This window comes from Bradyrhizobium sp. AZCC 1678, assembly GCF_036924765.1.
Lineage (GTDB): Bacteria > Pseudomonadota > Alphaproteobacteria > Rhizobiales > Xanthobacteraceae > Bradyrhizobium > Bradyrhizobium algeriense.
Map to the genome: position 1 here is coordinate 6,472,009 of NZ_JAZHSE010000001.1, position 15,712 is coordinate 6,487,720.

At 57.8% G+C, this 15,712-nt stretch carries 8 protein-coding genes and 1 pseudogene; 5 read left to right on the forward strand and 4 right to left on the reverse strand.

Translation table 11 applies throughout. The features are described from left to right. Positions 1 to 146 precede the first annotated feature (146 nt). The 3 genes from V1294_RS31140 to V1294_RS31150 form a co-directional block, all read right to left on the reverse strand. On the reverse strand, positions 147 to 725 hold the full coding sequence (locus tag V1294_RS31140) for a hypothetical protein (protein WP_334502576.1): 579 nt from the start codon (positions 723 to 725) through the stop codon (positions 147 to 149). After that, a complete protein-coding gene (locus V1294_RS31145) occupies positions 722 to 4,225 on the reverse strand; it encodes a polymorphic toxin type 28 domain-containing protein (protein ID WP_334502578.1) in 3,504 nt (1,167 codons plus the stop codon). The genes V1294_RS31140 and V1294_RS31145 overlap by 4 nt, the downstream gene beginning before the upstream one ends. A gap of 84 nt (positions 4,226 to 4,309) precedes the next feature. Further along, on the reverse strand, positions 4,310 to 8,512 hold the full coding sequence (locus tag V1294_RS31150) for an FG-GAP-like repeat-containing protein (RefSeq protein WP_334502581.1): 4,203 nt from the start codon (positions 8,510 to 8,512) through the stop codon (positions 4,310 to 4,312). 950 nt (positions 8,513 to 9,462) lie between these two features. On the opposite strand from V1294_RS31150, the pseudogene V1294_RS31155 reads away from it, so the two are divergent. From V1294_RS31155 to terL, 5 genes and pseudogenes are all read left to right on the forward strand, one after another. Further along, positions 9,463 to 10,757 (forward strand): annotated as a pseudogene (locus V1294_RS31155) (ISNCY family transposase). A gap of 228 nt (positions 10,758 to 10,985) precedes the next feature. After that, the gene (locus V1294_RS31160; RefSeq protein ID WP_334502583.1) at positions 10,986 to 11,633 is read left to right on the forward strand and encodes a hypothetical protein; all 648 of its coding nucleotides are present in this window, start codon (positions 10,986 to 10,988) and stop codon (positions 11,631 to 11,633) included. Positions 11,634 to 11,654: 21 nt separating this feature from the next. Further along, on the forward strand, positions 11,655 to 13,037 hold the full coding sequence (locus tag V1294_RS31165) for a site-specific DNA-methyltransferase (protein WP_334502585.1): 1,383 nt from the start codon (positions 11,655 to 11,657) through the stop codon (positions 13,035 to 13,037). Beyond that, entirely contained in the window at positions 13,034 to 13,522 is a 489-nt protein-coding gene (locus V1294_RS31170; RefSeq protein ID WP_334502587.1) for a DUF5681 domain-containing protein, read from the forward strand. The genes V1294_RS31165 and V1294_RS31170 overlap by 4 nt, the downstream gene beginning before the upstream one ends. Beyond that, positions 13,509 to 14,921: a phage terminase large subunit gene (terL, locus tag V1294_RS31175; protein ID WP_334502589.1), complete on the forward strand. Its 1,413-nt coding sequence runs from the start codon at positions 13,509 to 13,511 to the stop codon at positions 14,919 to 14,921. The genes V1294_RS31170 and terL overlap by 14 nt, the downstream gene beginning before the upstream one ends. Before the next feature lie 223 nt (positions 14,922 to 15,144). On the opposite strand, the gene V1294_RS31180 is transcribed toward terL, so the two are convergent. Next, positions 15,145 to 15,711, reverse strand: a complete 567-nt coding sequence (locus tag V1294_RS31180; RefSeq protein ID WP_334502591.1) for a hypothetical protein — start codon at positions 15,709 to 15,711, stop codon at positions 15,145 to 15,147. Position 15,712 lies beyond the last annotated feature (1 nt).

Below are 15,712 nucleotides of genomic sequence, written 5' to 3' on the forward strand. Positions count from 1 at the left end.
GTAATCCCCATGACCATGATCATTGGGAACCTGTTCTATGATGATTGACCTGATACCTCTTGCCATCAAGTCGAGCATTATCGGTTGAGAACTCGGTCCTGAGATGGCACCAGCAGGTAAACATTTCTGCGCCTAGGTCCGCTCGCCTAATGAAGGCGACGCCCGAGCTTTCGCTCAACACGCTCTATAACTTGCATGTCTATTTCCGTAGAAAAATTGACCAATCTCGACGCTGACGGAATGTCTTTCCATTCCAACTTCTCCGATCGACAAAGCGCAAAGTAGGCTGCGCTTCGAATAAGCGGACGCTCCTCCTCATTTAAAAAGATGCCGTAAATAAGCTCTAACAGTTCCACGTCTGAATTTTCTCGAAGATATTCGCCAACAGTTCCGATCGTTTGAAGCTTGACGTAGCCGTCGACATCCCAATCGACGCCGTTCAGAAAGCGCACCAAATCCCCTTTGTACTCCTGCGACAATCCCCACGACCAGCATAAGACCTTCACCGCGAGTGCTGATAGTTGCGCATCACCAACATTATTTAGAAACGGCTCTACTATTTTCCTATACTTAGGTGAACCGGCTCTGCCCAGAATTTGTATCAGCGTGTACAGGTCCGCACCTCTCTCCAAGGAAATCATTCGCACAACTTCCGAGAGTTCTGCATCGGAAATCTTGCCCCATTGTGCTCGCTTCAAAAGCTCTGAGAGATTTATCTTCATCACGGAACAAATTTCTTGGAATGATCTAGTAGGCGACTTGCATTCCCGAGCTCTGTCTCAAGGAAACTGCGTTCGAGTTGGCTGGTTCCTGGATAGCTCAGTCTGTTGTTGACGCTACCGATGTAATTTAAGAGTCCTTGTTGGGCCTCTCTAACCTCAGTCACATGATCATAAGGCGTGCCATCCCACTTTCGCGCGACGACCTCTCCGTTAAGTTCACGCAACGCGGCGGTCAGGTGTGTATCATCTAATATCGATTTGTATCGGTCAACTCCCTGCGGACTTTGCAGCAAGTCCGGATATTGATTTGCTAAGGCCGCAAGTGCCCATACCCACAACGGGATGGGAACGCGAACCGTACCTGGATTCGGATTTGGATCGTCATCAAGTGGTGGCCCTCCATTTCTAGGATACTGTGCATAGGCATCGTTTGGGTCGCTGGAGCTCGCAGTTCCGCGGCTTGAACGCGACTGCGGGCCGAACATGTACTGGAAGGCACCGGTCACGGCTCCGTTTTCGAACTTGCCGCCGCCTGCCACGGACGCAAGTCCGCCGACGATGCTGGACGCCGCAAGTCGGCCGGGGCCGCCGGGTATCCGGCCAACCAGCGGCGACGCCGCTGCCGTGACACCAGCCGCAAGCCCACCCGATTTGCAGCTTCCGCCAGATGCCGCAGCGGACAGACATCCAATCATCGCGCTTCCGGCGACATTAGCGAGATACTGCCCGCTTTGTGAAATCCCCTGTTGGGCTAGATCACCTACGAAATTGCCAAGCCCCTGGAACGCCCCAGCAGTTATCGCCGCGATCGATGCTGCTCTGACTATTTGTCCGAGGTTGCCGCCGGAAAGACCGGTGACGATAGCTGCACCTGCTGCTGCGGCAAGGACCGGCCCGAGTGGCAACGACAAGACCGCCGTGATTACGGTCTGGACTATCGAACGCCAGTTTTGCGTGAAGAAGTTTGCAACGCTGTTGAAGAAGCTCGACAGCCAGGAGAAGCCCGACGGATCGGTGAAGGCGAGCGGATCGTTGCCGACGTAGGAGTATCGGTTCCAGGCCTGCGCGTTCATCGGATCCGGCACGGTCGGATCGGGGCTGATCATGCGTCCGACCAAGGCGTCATAGACGCGGCCGTTCATGTGAACGAGCCCAACCGAGTCGAGCTCTTCATGGCCAGTGAAGCCGCGGCTGGTCTGGCTGGTGATGCTGCCGGTCGGATCGTCGGCGCCGTTCGGATGGCGCCGCTTGCCCCAGGCATCATAGCTCAGGCGCTCCACCACCACCCCGCTCTCGTTGGTGATGACCGAGATCGAGCCGAGGTGGTCGGTGTGGAAGTAGCGTAGCGAAACGGTCGTTGTGGTGACTTCCTTCACCCGCATGCCGACCCGGACATTGCCGACCGACAGATACTCGTTCCAGCGCGGCGCGGCGGAGCCGACGCCGAACAGTTCGGCGGTGACGCCGAACGCATGGATGTAAAGCGTGGTGCCGTCGGGGGCGACCTGCTTGATGCGCTGGTGTTCGGTATTGTGCTGGAAGCTGACCGTGCGGGTGCCCTGCGTGATGGTCGCGGGCATGTTGTAGGAGGTCCAGGTAATGGTGCGCCCGAGCCCCGCGGTCTGGTTGCCGTTGGGGTCGTAGCTGAAGGTCGTGCTGATCGTGGAGCCGCTGATGCTCATCACGGCATGCGGCAGCGGCGAACCGGGCGGCGCGTAGCTGTAGGTGCCGACCTCCGACTTCGACATCATGTTGCCGATGCTGTTGTACGTATACGCCTTGGCTGGCGCGACGCTGCCGCTCACTGTCGCCGTCAGCAGCCGGTTCAGCGGGTCGTAAGTAAAGCTCTCGGACAGGTTCTGGGTGTCATCGGTGCGTGACAGCGGGTTGCCGAGCAGGTCGTAGGTGTAGGCCGAACTCTGCACGCTATTGCCGGCGCCCGCCGCGATCGATTGCAGACGCCCGGTGGTGGCCGAGAAAGTGCGTGTCGTAACAATGCCGTTGCCGCTGGTCTGCTGGGTCAGATGCTGTTCGGCATCGATCCCGTTGGCAGTCCAGAATGTCTGCGCGCTGCCGTCGGAGAGCTGGTTGGCGTAGCCGAGGCTGTTGTAGCCGTAGCTGGCGACAAAGCCCGAGGGATAGGTGACCTGGCTCAGCCTTCCATTGGCGTCATAGCCGGCCCCCATTGTATACGTCGTGCCGTCAATCGTGGTCGCGGCCTGGCTCGGACGGCCGAGCGCGTCATACGTCATCGTGCGCTGATAGCCCGCCGTGGGACCCGCCGTGATGCTGGCGGAGGCGACCTTGCCGATGCCGTTGGCCGCGGTGTCATAGACCCACACCGAGGTCATGTCCGGCTCGACCCGTTGCAGCGGCCGGCCGAGCTTGTCGTAGCTGATGGTGGCGGTCTGGAGCTTGGCGTCGGTCTGGCTCGTCAGTTCGCCCAGCACATTATAGGTATAGGTCCAGGAACCCAGATTGGGATCGCTGCTCGCAATCTTGCGGCCGCGGGTGTCGTAGGTCGGGGTGACGATATTGGTCTCCGCGTCGGTGGTCTGGATCAGCTTGCCGAACGCGTTGTAGGCATACAGCATGGTGTTGCCAGCCGCATCCGTCACCGACACCACATCGCCCGCGCTGTTCTTGGTCACCGTACGGGTCTGGTTCTTGGCGTTGGTCTCGGTGGTCGTCAGCCCGTGATAGGCGTTTTGCACGGTGCTGTTGTCCGGCATGGTCACCAGCGTCGCGCGGCCGAGCGCGTCATAGGTCGTGTAGGTGGTCCATTGCGGCGTGCCGCCATTGACAAAATACGGGCGGCTGACCTTCAGCACCCGGCCCTGGCTGTCATACTGCTTGGCGCCACGGACGATGCTGCCGTCAAACCCTTGCGTGTCGCGTGCCACTTCGCGCTCAAGGCTGTCGAAATACACGATGACCGTCGGCGCGTTCTGCGTCGTGCCGTCGGCGGCAAAGGAGTTCGCCTGGTTCAGCCGCACCGCGCCGGCCGGGCAACTCGCCGTGCCGCCATTGAAGCCGCTGCAGAAGGAATAGGTGAACTGGCTTCTTGTGCCGTCGGCGCGGACTTCCAGTATCTTGCGGCCAAAGCCGTCATAGCTCCAGGTGGTGGTCAGTCCGTTCGGTCCGGTGTGGCTGGTCGGCTGGCCGAAGCGTGGATCGTATTGCCACGTCTCGCTCTGTCCCAGCGCATTGGTCGCCGAGGTCGCAAAGCGGCCCTGCGCGTCGTAAGTCGTGCTCGCCGCGCGCGTGACGATGTCGATGCCGCTGACGGTTGCCGATGTCTTGTTGCCGTAGGCGTCATAGACGTAATCGGTCTGCAGCCGCATTGTCGGCGTGCCGGGCTCGACGACTTCCTGCGTCAGCAAACCCGAGGCTGGATCATAGCCGAAGCCGGAGCTGCGCGTGCCACTCGACTGGGCAAGAGCCGCACCCGACCAGACGGCGGCAAGCGCCATCGCTCCTGCGTATTGAGCCAACTTCTTCATCGCATCCCCCGCCACGCGAACGCCCGTCGCGCCCAAAATATGATCGCACATGCGCTGGCTTCTTCAGCCAGCGCACGATCTTCCTCAGTTGAGCGGCCCGCGCCGGTCGCCCACCGCACTCCACGTGATGAAGGAATTGCCGAGCACCGCCGAGCCCGCCGCTCCTCCGGGACGGCCGGCACATCCGGGGCCAGAGCCCCCTGCCGATCCCGCAACACCGGGTCCCCCGCCTGCTCCGCCGGCTTGGCCTAATGGCGCAAAGGTACCGCCCGCTCCTCCGGCTGATATCGTCCCGGCGCTTCCAGAGCGCGGTCCTGGAATAGGCGCCCCTATTGTTCCCCCGGCCCCTGGGGCGGAACCCGCCCCGCCTCCGCCTCCTCCGCTCCATGCAACAGCATTATTAGACCCGCCAATCCCCCCGCCTCCGCCGCCTCCCCAAATCGCGTTATTGTTTGTGATCGTCAGAGCAAGTTGCGCCCGCAGAGCCGGGCCCCCGTCACCTGCTACTGGAGTGCCAGTACCGCACAAAGCGGTCAGAGACCCGGCGCCATTTCCCCCACTGCCGACAATCGTGCCGTTGTTAATGATCTGCAGCGTGCTGCCCGCGGGGAATACGCCCGTGTCGAATGCGGGCGTCGATGTCGAACTCGATCCGATTACAACACCGCTAGCAATCGTCACCACCCAAATGCCGGGCGTGCCCGCGGTAGCGAAACCATTGGCCAACAGGTAGCTCCACAAGTTCAAATTGTTGGTACTGCTCGCAATCGTCACTACCGTCGGCTGCGTGCAGCTTTGGTGGGTGAAGCTGCCCGTCAAGATTCCGCTCGCACCGCAGGTGCGCGTTTGCGCGACCGAAGAGCAAACCTGGCCGATCGGTACACTGGCGGCTGAGTAAGCCGTGACGCTCTGGCCCTGAGTGATCGTACCGCCCCAGGGCAATGCGCAAAGTGCCGCACAGCTCTGCTGTGTATAGCTTCCGCTGAGCGCCCCAAGCGAGCACATGCGCGTCTCCGCGATCGTGCTGCAGGCCTGTCCCACAGGCGGGTTCGCCGCCGAATACGCCGCTACGCTTGCCCCGCTTGCGATCGTTCCGCCCCACGGCAAAGTACACGCCATCGGAGTGCAGGACTGCTGGGTGTAACTGCCGCTCAGCGTACCGTTGGTGCATGTGCGCGTCTGCGCAATCGCGCTACAGGCCTGTCCGACCGACGGGGTAGCTGCCGAATATGCCGTCACGCTCTGGCCGTTGCCGATGGTGCCACCCCAGGGCACGGAGCAATATTGGCCAAGCTGTTGCGGCGCCTGCGCTGTGACCGTCGCGGCGGTCAGCCGCCCGAGCAGCCAGTTGGTCGTGTCGTTCGTGTAGGTGTTGTTGGTCGTCTTGCTGTAGCCATCCGACGTCGCCACCGTGATCTGCGTCGCATTGTTGTAGGCATCGTATTGATAGGAAGTGGTCGCGCTCGGCACCGCCGTTCCGTCGAGATCATTCTTGGTGGTCTGGCTCTCGGTCAGAAACACCTGATAGCGCGTTCCTCCGAGCGACGTTGAACCATATGTGTTGGTCGTCGCGCCAAGCGTGGCACTGGCGAGTGTCTGAGATTCATTCGCTACTGAAAACAGGAAGGGATAGTCCTGCCGATAGGTCGTGGTCTGAACGATATTTGTCTGCAGGTCCGTCGTCTTCATCTGACGGAAACCGAGGAATCCGCGGCCGTTGATATCGGTTTTTGCACCGACATAGGCGTAAGCCGTGGCAAGCGTGCCGCCAATCCCGTTCGAGACGTCGATGCGTGAGACCGCCTGAAGCGGCATCTGCACATCGATGACTGGATCGACCGCCGTGTTGTCCTTGGTATAGACTGCGCTGTCAGTCAGAGACTTATAGGTAAGGGTGACCGTGGCTCCGACGCCGTTGGTGACTGTCTTGATGATATCCGGTGACGCGCCGTCGCTGAGCCACAACAAGCGAGCGCCTGTCGAGCGCGAGTCAGTCCCGGAGCGGCTGTCCCACAACACATCGGTTTTGCCGTCGCCGTTGAAATCGGCCAATATCGGCACGTAGCCAACGGGCCCAGTCCCACCGTAGTTCTGCACCACCGTGAAGGTCCCATCGCCCTTCCCAAACCACGCGACGCTTGAACCGGTCGATAAACCATTTCCGTCCACGCTGACCCAGAGCACGTCGGCAATGCCGTCCCCGTTAAGGTCTGCAGCATTTGGGATGTAGCCGGCCAGTGTTCCGTTCTGGCCGCCGGGATTGGCAATGACGTCGAAAGTGCCGTCACCCCTGCTAATCCAGAGAATGCGCTGCCCAGTCGTAAGCTTAGAGGTGCTGTCGAATTGATTCCAAAGGATATCGGTTTTGCCGTCACCATTGATATCAACAGAAAGGGCGTGGTGTCCGCTGACACTTGCGTCAGCGCCGCTGACCTGCGTGAACGTGCCGTCGCCGATCCCCAGCCAGAGCCCGAATTTTCCTCCGTTAAATGCGGTGGTGGACCAGAGGATGTCACCAACTCCGTCGCCGTTGAAGTCCACAGGACGAAGAGAACTCATAGCGGCTATAATTGACGCGATGGGGGTCCCATCGAAGGGGCCCCCATTTATGGTTCCTGGGAAATACGTCGACAGATTGATGTCGTTAGTAGCGACCGTTCCGTCTGAATTTACCCGCCAGACCGTCAAGATGCTCGAATTGCGCCACATTAGATCAGTGCGTCCATCGGCGTTGACGTCGAACACCGCGATAGGCACGCTTGAAGGAGGAGCCGCCCCTGTACCGATCGCGAACCCCGCCCCTGACGTACTGATCCATGTCGTACTTGGCACCGGCAAAGGGAAAGATAGGTACCACCAAACGTCCGAACGACCATCGCGATTGAAGTCACCAATGAGGGGGGCATAGTAGAAGACGAAGTCCCCTGTTAGTTGGACTGGAGTCAGTACTCCATTCTGGCCCACGAAATTGCTGTTGACGTTGAATCCGCCCGCGCCCGTGCTGGTCCACAATACGCGCGTGCCATTTGTCCCGACTTTATTGGCCGGCTCGTCATCCCACATCACGTCAGGCAGGCCGTCACCGTTAAAATCCCCGATATACGGACGCGAGCCAGCGAGCGCCCCATTTTGGCCGGCGACGTTGGAGATCACCGTCGGTGTCGTCGTCCCGTTCTGCCATGTGAAGCTCGTCGCCGGCAGGCAATTGTTTGAGCCGTCACATAGCGTGATGCTGGCGAGCTGACTGCGGCCAGTCGCACTGCCCGGCTGGTAAGCCAGCCTGTAATCGGCAACGAGCGCCGACCCGGAATAGGTCTGCACCTTGGTCAACCGCACCGTCGTCTTGAGCAGCGAACCGGCATGATAAACCGGAAGCACGTCGGTGCGGCTCGTATCATAAACGAACTGCACCGAGTTATAGGGCGCAAGCGAAGCGGCATCGTTGCCGGTATAATCGATCCGGCTCGGATAGGCCTGTCCGTTCACAGAATCATTGACATACGTGACGGTGAAATAGTTGCCCTTGGTGTCGCTGACCTTATTGACGCCCCAGGAGCGCGCGGACGTCTTGCCTTGTGCCAGAATGCGGGAATCAGTTGTATTGCCCAACTGGAGTATCTGACCCGATTTGCTGCGCACCTCGAACCAGGCCGGCCCCGTTCCTGCCGTGCCATGCGAAACGATCTTCGAAAAACTCTCGATCTCGGTGCGGTACTCCGTACCGTCCGCGCCATAGACTCCCGTCACCGCAACCAATCGCTGGCCGTCGATGCAGAACCGGTCATTGGCATCATAGTTGACGGCGCCTGCCACGCCATCCTGCGCTACGGTGCGCGGGCAGCGACCGATCGCGGGCAGTCCGCTGAGCGACCAGCCGACACCGGCCAGCCCCGCTCCCAGCCATCCGCTGGAAGCTCCGCTCTGACTATTGTAGTCAAGCGATAGCGAAGGGCTCATCCCCGCGGTGCCCGGTGGCACCGATATCGGGACGGAATAGGTAGCAGCGCCGGACGAGCTAACACCGGACTTGCCTGGCAACGACGAGGTTTGCGCTGAAGCTTGCAGCAAAGCTAACGACAGGCCCACCGCAACGCTGATAATCGTCGGCAGTACTCGACCAACGCAGCAAACAATGAGTTTGCCGCGAAACAATGATACCCCAGCCATACCCCACCCCAAGCCAAATTCGAGTGCAAGACTCCGCCGCCCTCGGTCAGCGTCGCCGACCGGACACAAAACTCTGCGATTTCGTTGAAAGCGCCTTGAAGGACTCAAAGCGCAGAGCATGAGAGCGCGCTATTCCTGCATTCCGAACACCACCCACCAATCACACTCGTGATGTTTCACGAAACTTCCTGCGCTCGCAACGAGACAACCTTACAGCGAACTTGTTGTCCACAATCTTATGTTGAATAAAAATATTTCGGCTGAGGTTGCGACTTTTGACATCATTTCTTCAACAATCATCTATGTCAGCGTGCGCACCTTCTCTCCGGCTTATCGAACGATCATCAAGCCATCGAGTTTTCGAGGACCTCCGCAAAAATCGAACATTAGGTTGGTCTTGCCAACCAACCGCAATGGCATGTCCTAACGAATTGACGAACGCGAATGCTTGGATGAACGCGCCATAAAGCCTAGCGAAGGTCTGCGGCGGCCGTTATCATGCCAAACCGATAATTGTCCGGCGCGGCTCAGATGACGCAGGCGCGCGGGCGACGCGCCTGCTTCTCAACCATGAATGGCATGCAACAACTCCTCGTTGCATCATCCATTGTGGCCGGGGAATAGTGCGCACGGACTTTCTTTCTGGCACCGTTGCGCCATCGCCTCTTTACCTTCTGCAATTGAGCCCGGCCTCGTCCAGCTTCCGGCCGTTCGTCCTTTTCCAACTTGGAAGGCTTCCTGATCGACGGCTCGTTCGAGCGGCAGCAACCCCGCCGGGGCGACAGGGCGTGCGCTTCCCCGACGAAACGCACAGCACACTTAGTGAAGTCCTTTAGCGCTCTATTCAGCGGACTAAGGACCGCGCCTTTTAGCGACGCCAGCAGAACGCCGCTTACATCCGCTCGCCAGATTGGGTCGAAACACTTTGCTGGTGAATTTGCAGAGACTCGCAGCAAATTCCATAACCGCTCATTACGCGAATGCTTGCTGTAGACGCCGGATAGAGAAGTCACCTTTGGCCCAGATAGAGATGTCACTCTCCACGGTTTCGGTTGGGGAGTTTTGGGCCGATGACGGTGATTGCGATGAGCCGGACGGAGATCGACCGGATGAGCGTGTTGCAGGATCTGGCGGCAAGCAGGATCACGGTTGCGGACGCCGCGACGCTGATGGGTCTGGCCGACGTCAGGTGTTCCGGCTTGGCAAGGCCTTTGCCCGGCACGGTCCGGAAGCCCTGGTGTCGCGCCGACGAGGCCGGCCGAGCAACCGCAGCTATCCGAGCGCCTGGCGCGCCGAAGTCCTTGGCATCATCCGGGAGCGTTACCCGGACTTCGGCCCGACGCTGGCGGCCGAGAAGCTGGCGGAGCTGCACAGCATTCACCTTGGGCGCGAGACGCTGCGGCAATGGATGATCGCGGCCGGGCTGTGGAAGGACCGCCGAGCGCGATTGAAGGCTGTTCACCAGCCGCGGTACCGGCGGGATTGTTTTGGCGAGCTGATCCAGATTGACGGGTCGGAGCACTGGTGGTTCGAGGGCCGCGGACCGCAATGCACCCTGCTCGTCTACATTGACGACGCCACTAGCCGACTGATGCATCTGCAGTTTGTTGAGAGCGAGAGCACCTTCGACTATTTTGCGGCGACCCGAGCCTATCTGGAACGTTATGGCAAGCCGGTGGCGTTCTATTCGGACAAGCACGGCGTGTTCCGGGTCAACAAGAAGGATGCGGTCGGCGGCGATGGCATGACCCAGTTCGGACGGGCTTTGCATGCGCTCAATATCGACATCATCTGCGCCAACTCCTCGCAGGCCAAGGGCCGGGTCGAACGGGCCAATGGCACGCTGCAGGACCGGTTGGTCAAGGAGATGCGATTAAGCGGCATCGATACGATTGAGGCCGGCAACGCATTCCTGCCGGCGTTCATGGAGAAGTACAATGCGCGCTTTGCCAAAGCGCCGTTAGAGGATCGCGACCTGCATCGGCCGCTCGCCAGTCATGAAGATATCGATGATGCTTTCGCCTGGAAGGAAGAGCGCTCGGTCTCGGTAAACCTGACTCTGCAGTATGACCAGGTACTCTTCATTCTCGAGCCAACCAAGATCGCACGGTCGCTGGCGCGCAAGCGGGTCACCGTGATTGACTACCCTGATGGACGGCTGGTGATCCGCCACAACGGCATCGAACTGCCCTATCGCACCTTCGACAAGCGGCCGCAGGTCAACCAAGCTGCCATTGTCGAGAACAAGCGCCTGGGGCCGATCCTGGCCTATATCGCCGAGCAGCAGAAGCAGCTCGACATGTCGCGCTCGGCCAAGGCGCCGCGCCGGCGCGGCCAGAAGAACCACATCTTCAAGGTCGGATAGATGAGCACCCGGGCGGCGCGTTGCGCGATCTGATGGCTCCACGCACCGCCCTCTCGATACAAAGGAATTCAACCCCAGCAAAGGAAAGGACGGCTAAGCCACCCCCAAACCGGGTGACATTTCTAAATGGCCCAAATCGTGACTTCCCTAAATGGCGGCGACACTTGCGGCGCTGACAGGTGATGCCCTGTTGACATCTGCCAATTTGAAACCTATTCTGTAGTTTCAATGATTGGCTACAAGCGAAATCAAGTTGAGGAGGCGATCTCTCGAACAGTGGGAGAGAAATCGGCCGAGCCCAGTCAAGCGCTGCGTACTCAACTGAAGCGGCTCCTTGATACTGATAGGGCTTTGACACGCGAGGCGAGAGCGAAAGGCGATAAAACAAGCAACTACGCTTTCTATAGCCGCGACGCACCCGGAAAGGGTTCGGAAGTGCTCTTTTCGAACTTTGAAGCTTTCGCACTGGAGACAGGCTGGCGCCTATTGGAACACCGTTGGCCTCAAGGATTCGTAGTCAACGCGCTGCGACATGTTCGGAGAGATTTTGAACGGCATCATTCTCGCATACTCAGGCAAGATCCCGTCGTCCTATTCGATGAAGAAGCAATTCGAGCCAACGCACAGCCGGGCGATTTGGGCGTCGATAATACTGACCCCGTCTACCTGACGATAGTTACCGGCAAGGCTTCTTACGAGGATGGGATCGATGATAGGACCAGCTTAAAAATATGCCGGGGCATGGAAGAAGTCTCTAAGTTCGTCAAGCAGAACCACGCGCACTCATCGAGTCTTTTCGAACTTGCGACTCGTGCCCACCGCTTGAGAGAACAACTCGCGCTCGCCCTGCCCCGGACGCGCGGTAGAAGCTCATAGGCAAACACAGACAAAAAGATCATGCGTCGATTTGAAACCCATATACAGACTACAAAAGGCGCGGATACGCTGCCCGGATCAGGCGTTATGCAGGTCAGGCTCGCTTCGTTGCGAACATTGAAACCGTCGCAAAGGAATGCGCGAACTCATTCGAAGCGTCAAATCAAGCAAATCGCCGATTCCATCCTGGCCGTGGGGTGGACCTATCCAATCCTCGTCGACGAGAACGACGATATCGTCGCGGGTAACGGCCGGTACCGGGCGGCCTTGCATATCGGTCTGACCGAAGTTCCAGTAATGACGATCACCGGGTTAAGCGAGACGCAGAAACGCGCGCTTGCCCTTGCAGACAACAAGATTGCCGCGAATGCGGGTTGGGACAGGCCGATACTAGCTGCAGAACTTGGAGAGCTCGCCACTCTACTGCCTGAAATCAATCTCGATATTTCCATAACTGGCTTCGATGCAGCGGAGATCGACGCATTGTCTGTCGATTTTTCTGATCCCGAGCGAGAACCGGCTGAAGAGATTCCTGCCCCTCAGAGCGATCGCGCAGTTTCCCAGATCGGTGACCTTTGGACCCTCGGCGAACATCGCCTGATTTGTGGCAATGCTTGTGAAGAAGCAGCGGTCAAACAGTTGATGGGGCAAAGGCTCGCCGCAATGCTGTTTTGTGATCCACCATACAACGTTCGCATCGGCGGCGTTGTAGGTCGGGGAAAGGTCAAACATAGAGAATTCTCTTCAGCCTCTGGCGAAATGTCCCCCTCCCAATTCATAGATTTTCTAGTCCGATGGATGACGCAGGCGGCACGCTTTTCCGAAGATGGATCGATCCACTATGTCTGCATCGATTGGCGTCATCTCGGGGAGATGCTCGCGGCAGGCAATGAAGTCTACAGCGAGCTAAAGAACGTCGTGGTTTGGGCAAAAACCAACGCTGGTCAAGGCAGCTTTTACCGATCTCAGCATGAGTTGATCTTTGTTTTTAAGAATGGCGATGCCCCGCATCAAAATAACATCGAGCTAGGTAAGCACGGCCGCAATCGCAGCAACGTTTGGACTTATGCCGGCGTCAACACGTTTCGTGCCAATCGAATGGATGAATTGTCGCTGCACCCTACAGTTAAGCCGGTCGCACTTGTCTCCGACGCGATTCGTGACTGTTCCCGGCGCGGCGAAATCGTGCTGGACGCATTTATGGGCAGCGGCACAACCATACTTGCCGCAGAACGCGTTGGTCGGCGTGCCTATGGACTAGAGATCGATCCGTTATACGTCGACGTCGCGATCCGGCGTTGGCAGTCGTTCACCAAGCGTGACGCGATCCTCAAGGCAACCGGTCAGACCTTTGATGAGGTCGCCACAAGTGGGCTCGTTCGCAAAATTCGGAGGATACGATGAGCGACGATGAAGACGAGTCAAAAGCTCGGCCGCCGCGCGAGAGACTTCCGCCGAGAAAATCCGCTAGGGCCAAACAATCTTTGAAGCGTATCCGCTTACGATCGGACGACGGGCGGGACGATGAGGTCGGTTATGGAAAGCCACCTCGCTCACATCAATTTAAGTCTGGTCAAAGCGGCAATCCCAAAGGGCGACCGAAGGGATCGAAAAATGAGTCCACAATTTTAAAAGAGGTGCTCAATGAGAAACTCTCTCTCCGACAATCGAACGGGCGCATAAGGAAAATCCCTGTCCTCGAGGGGATCCATCGCAAGCAGACCGAACTTGCCTTGAAGGGAGAGGTGAAGAGCGCCGTATTCGTGCTCAACAGATATGCTGCCTTGGTCTCTGGCGAACTCCAGCCGGAAGATCTCAGTGAAGACGATCGTGCGGTGCTCGACGCATTTGCGCGCCGGCTGCGGGGGTCCAACAATGACGATCAATGAATTTCGGATGCTCAAATTCGCTCTCAGTCGGGACTTCATGTCTTTCACCGATCGCGGCGTGCGGGAACTCAACCAGGGCGGTTCATTTATCCACAATTGGCATTTGGATGCGGTCGCGTGGCATTTGAAGAAGGTAATGGCTGGAGAAACCAAGCGTCTTATTATCAACCTCCCTCCCAGGTCCCTCAAATCTCTCATGGTCTCGGTTCTTTTCCCAGCCTCCTGGTTAGGACACGATCCTCGCAAGAAAATTTTTGGCATTAGTTATGGCGGCGATCTAGCCGCAAAACACGCCCGAGATTCTCAGTCGATAATGCAGACAGATTGGTACCGCCTGACGTTCCCACGCACGCGAATTACACGTATCGCCGACTCGTCGATCTACACCGATCAGCGGGGCTTTCGCAAAGCTACTTCGATCAATGCCACTCTGACTGGCTTAGGAGGCGACTGCTTCATCATCGACGACCCGCTGAAGCCCGTCGACGCTCAATCCGAGCCGCTTCGAAATGCTGTCAATGACTGGATATCCCACACCTTGATTTCGCGCTTGGACGACAAGGCCAAGGGAGCAATTATAGTCGTCATGCAGCGCGTTCATCAACACGATCTGACTGGCTATCTTACAGAGAATTTTCCGGGGACTTGGACTTTATTGAGTTTGCCGGCAATCGCCCGCGAGGAGGAAACTGTAGAAATCGGCCCCAAACGCTTCCACTCAAGACAAATTGGCGAAGCCCTCCATCCCGATCGCGAGCCCATTGAGGTCCTCGAAAATGTAAGGCGCGAATTGGGGTCCGACATTTTTGAGGGGCAGTACCAACAATCTCCGGTTCCGCCTGGCGGCGCAATGGTGAAACGGGATTGGTTGCAGTACTACGACGTACTTCCCGAACGCACATACCCAGCACGGGTCATTCAAAGTTGGGATACGGCGGTCAAGAATGGTGCGCAGAATGATTTTTCCGTCTGCACGACTTGGCTCATGGTTGGCAATAAGTTTTATCTTATGGATTTAGTCAGAGAACGGTTTGAATATCCTCGCCTCAAGCAGACTGCATTGTTGTTGGCGGACAAATTCAAGCCAAATGTGATTCTGATCGAGGATGCTTCGACTGGCAGTCCGCTCGCTCAAGAACTCCGCCAAGCAGGAACCTTTGCCGTCCGACTAGTTCCTGTAGAACATGACAAAGTCGCTCGGCTGTATGTTCAGCAGGCAAAGTTCGAGGCTGGTCAGGTTTTCTTTCCGAGGCGAGCATCCTATCTAGCTACACTAGAGGCGGAGTTGCTTTCATTCCCACAGAGTAAACACGACGATCAAGTTGACAGCATTACGCAGGCTCTGGGCTCTCAAGCTTCGAAGTATAGGTATGATACTTCTCTATCGTGGGTGGGTTAGTGAAAACCTAGAACGTCGCTCCACTTGAAAGCTGCGATTAATCGCGCTCTATGTCGAAAAGACCAAATTCGGCAGACCGCAACGTTCGCCAACCGAGCGCTCTCGCAATTAATGGTCGATCTTCGGTGGAACGGGCGCTTGAGCTTCACCGCCCGCAAAAGAGCCATAAGATTGCTCTTGCTTTTGGCAATAGTGTAATGGAGCAACGGGTCAAAGGCGACGCCTAGGCGTCGATCTCGATGTTTTGTTCAAAGCGACGCAGCTTGATCCTGCTCTGCCGGGTCAATTCGATAATGCGTTCAGCACTGATGATCTGCCGTCGAACGATGGGGACTAGATCGGCCTCTATTTCAGCACGGTTCGGAACCGCCACCGCGAAATCAAATCCCTCATTGTGAGTAATAAAGCGACGGCCGAGTGTTTCCAGCCCAACAACCGCAAAACCGTATCTTAGATAAGGATATACCTGCTTGTGACGCTGCGCTTTCCAGGAGTAGGTGATGACGTCGTGAGTCGAAAATGTTCCCGACTTCAACTCGGTCACCACGAGGGGGATTTCCGCCTTGCTGACTAGAATGTCGGTCTGGAATGCATATTGGCCGCGCCGCGGCGCACCGTCTCCATTATTGCTGATCTTTCCGGACCCATCGATTTCAATCCGGTACAGCAGGTTCGCGCCTTGATGAACCTGATAGTTACTAGACAAAGCGGAAGCGAGCACCTCCCTGACGTAGACGGTAACGTCGTGCTCACTTTGCGAATTTGAGGGTATTTCGGCCAGTGCAGGCATT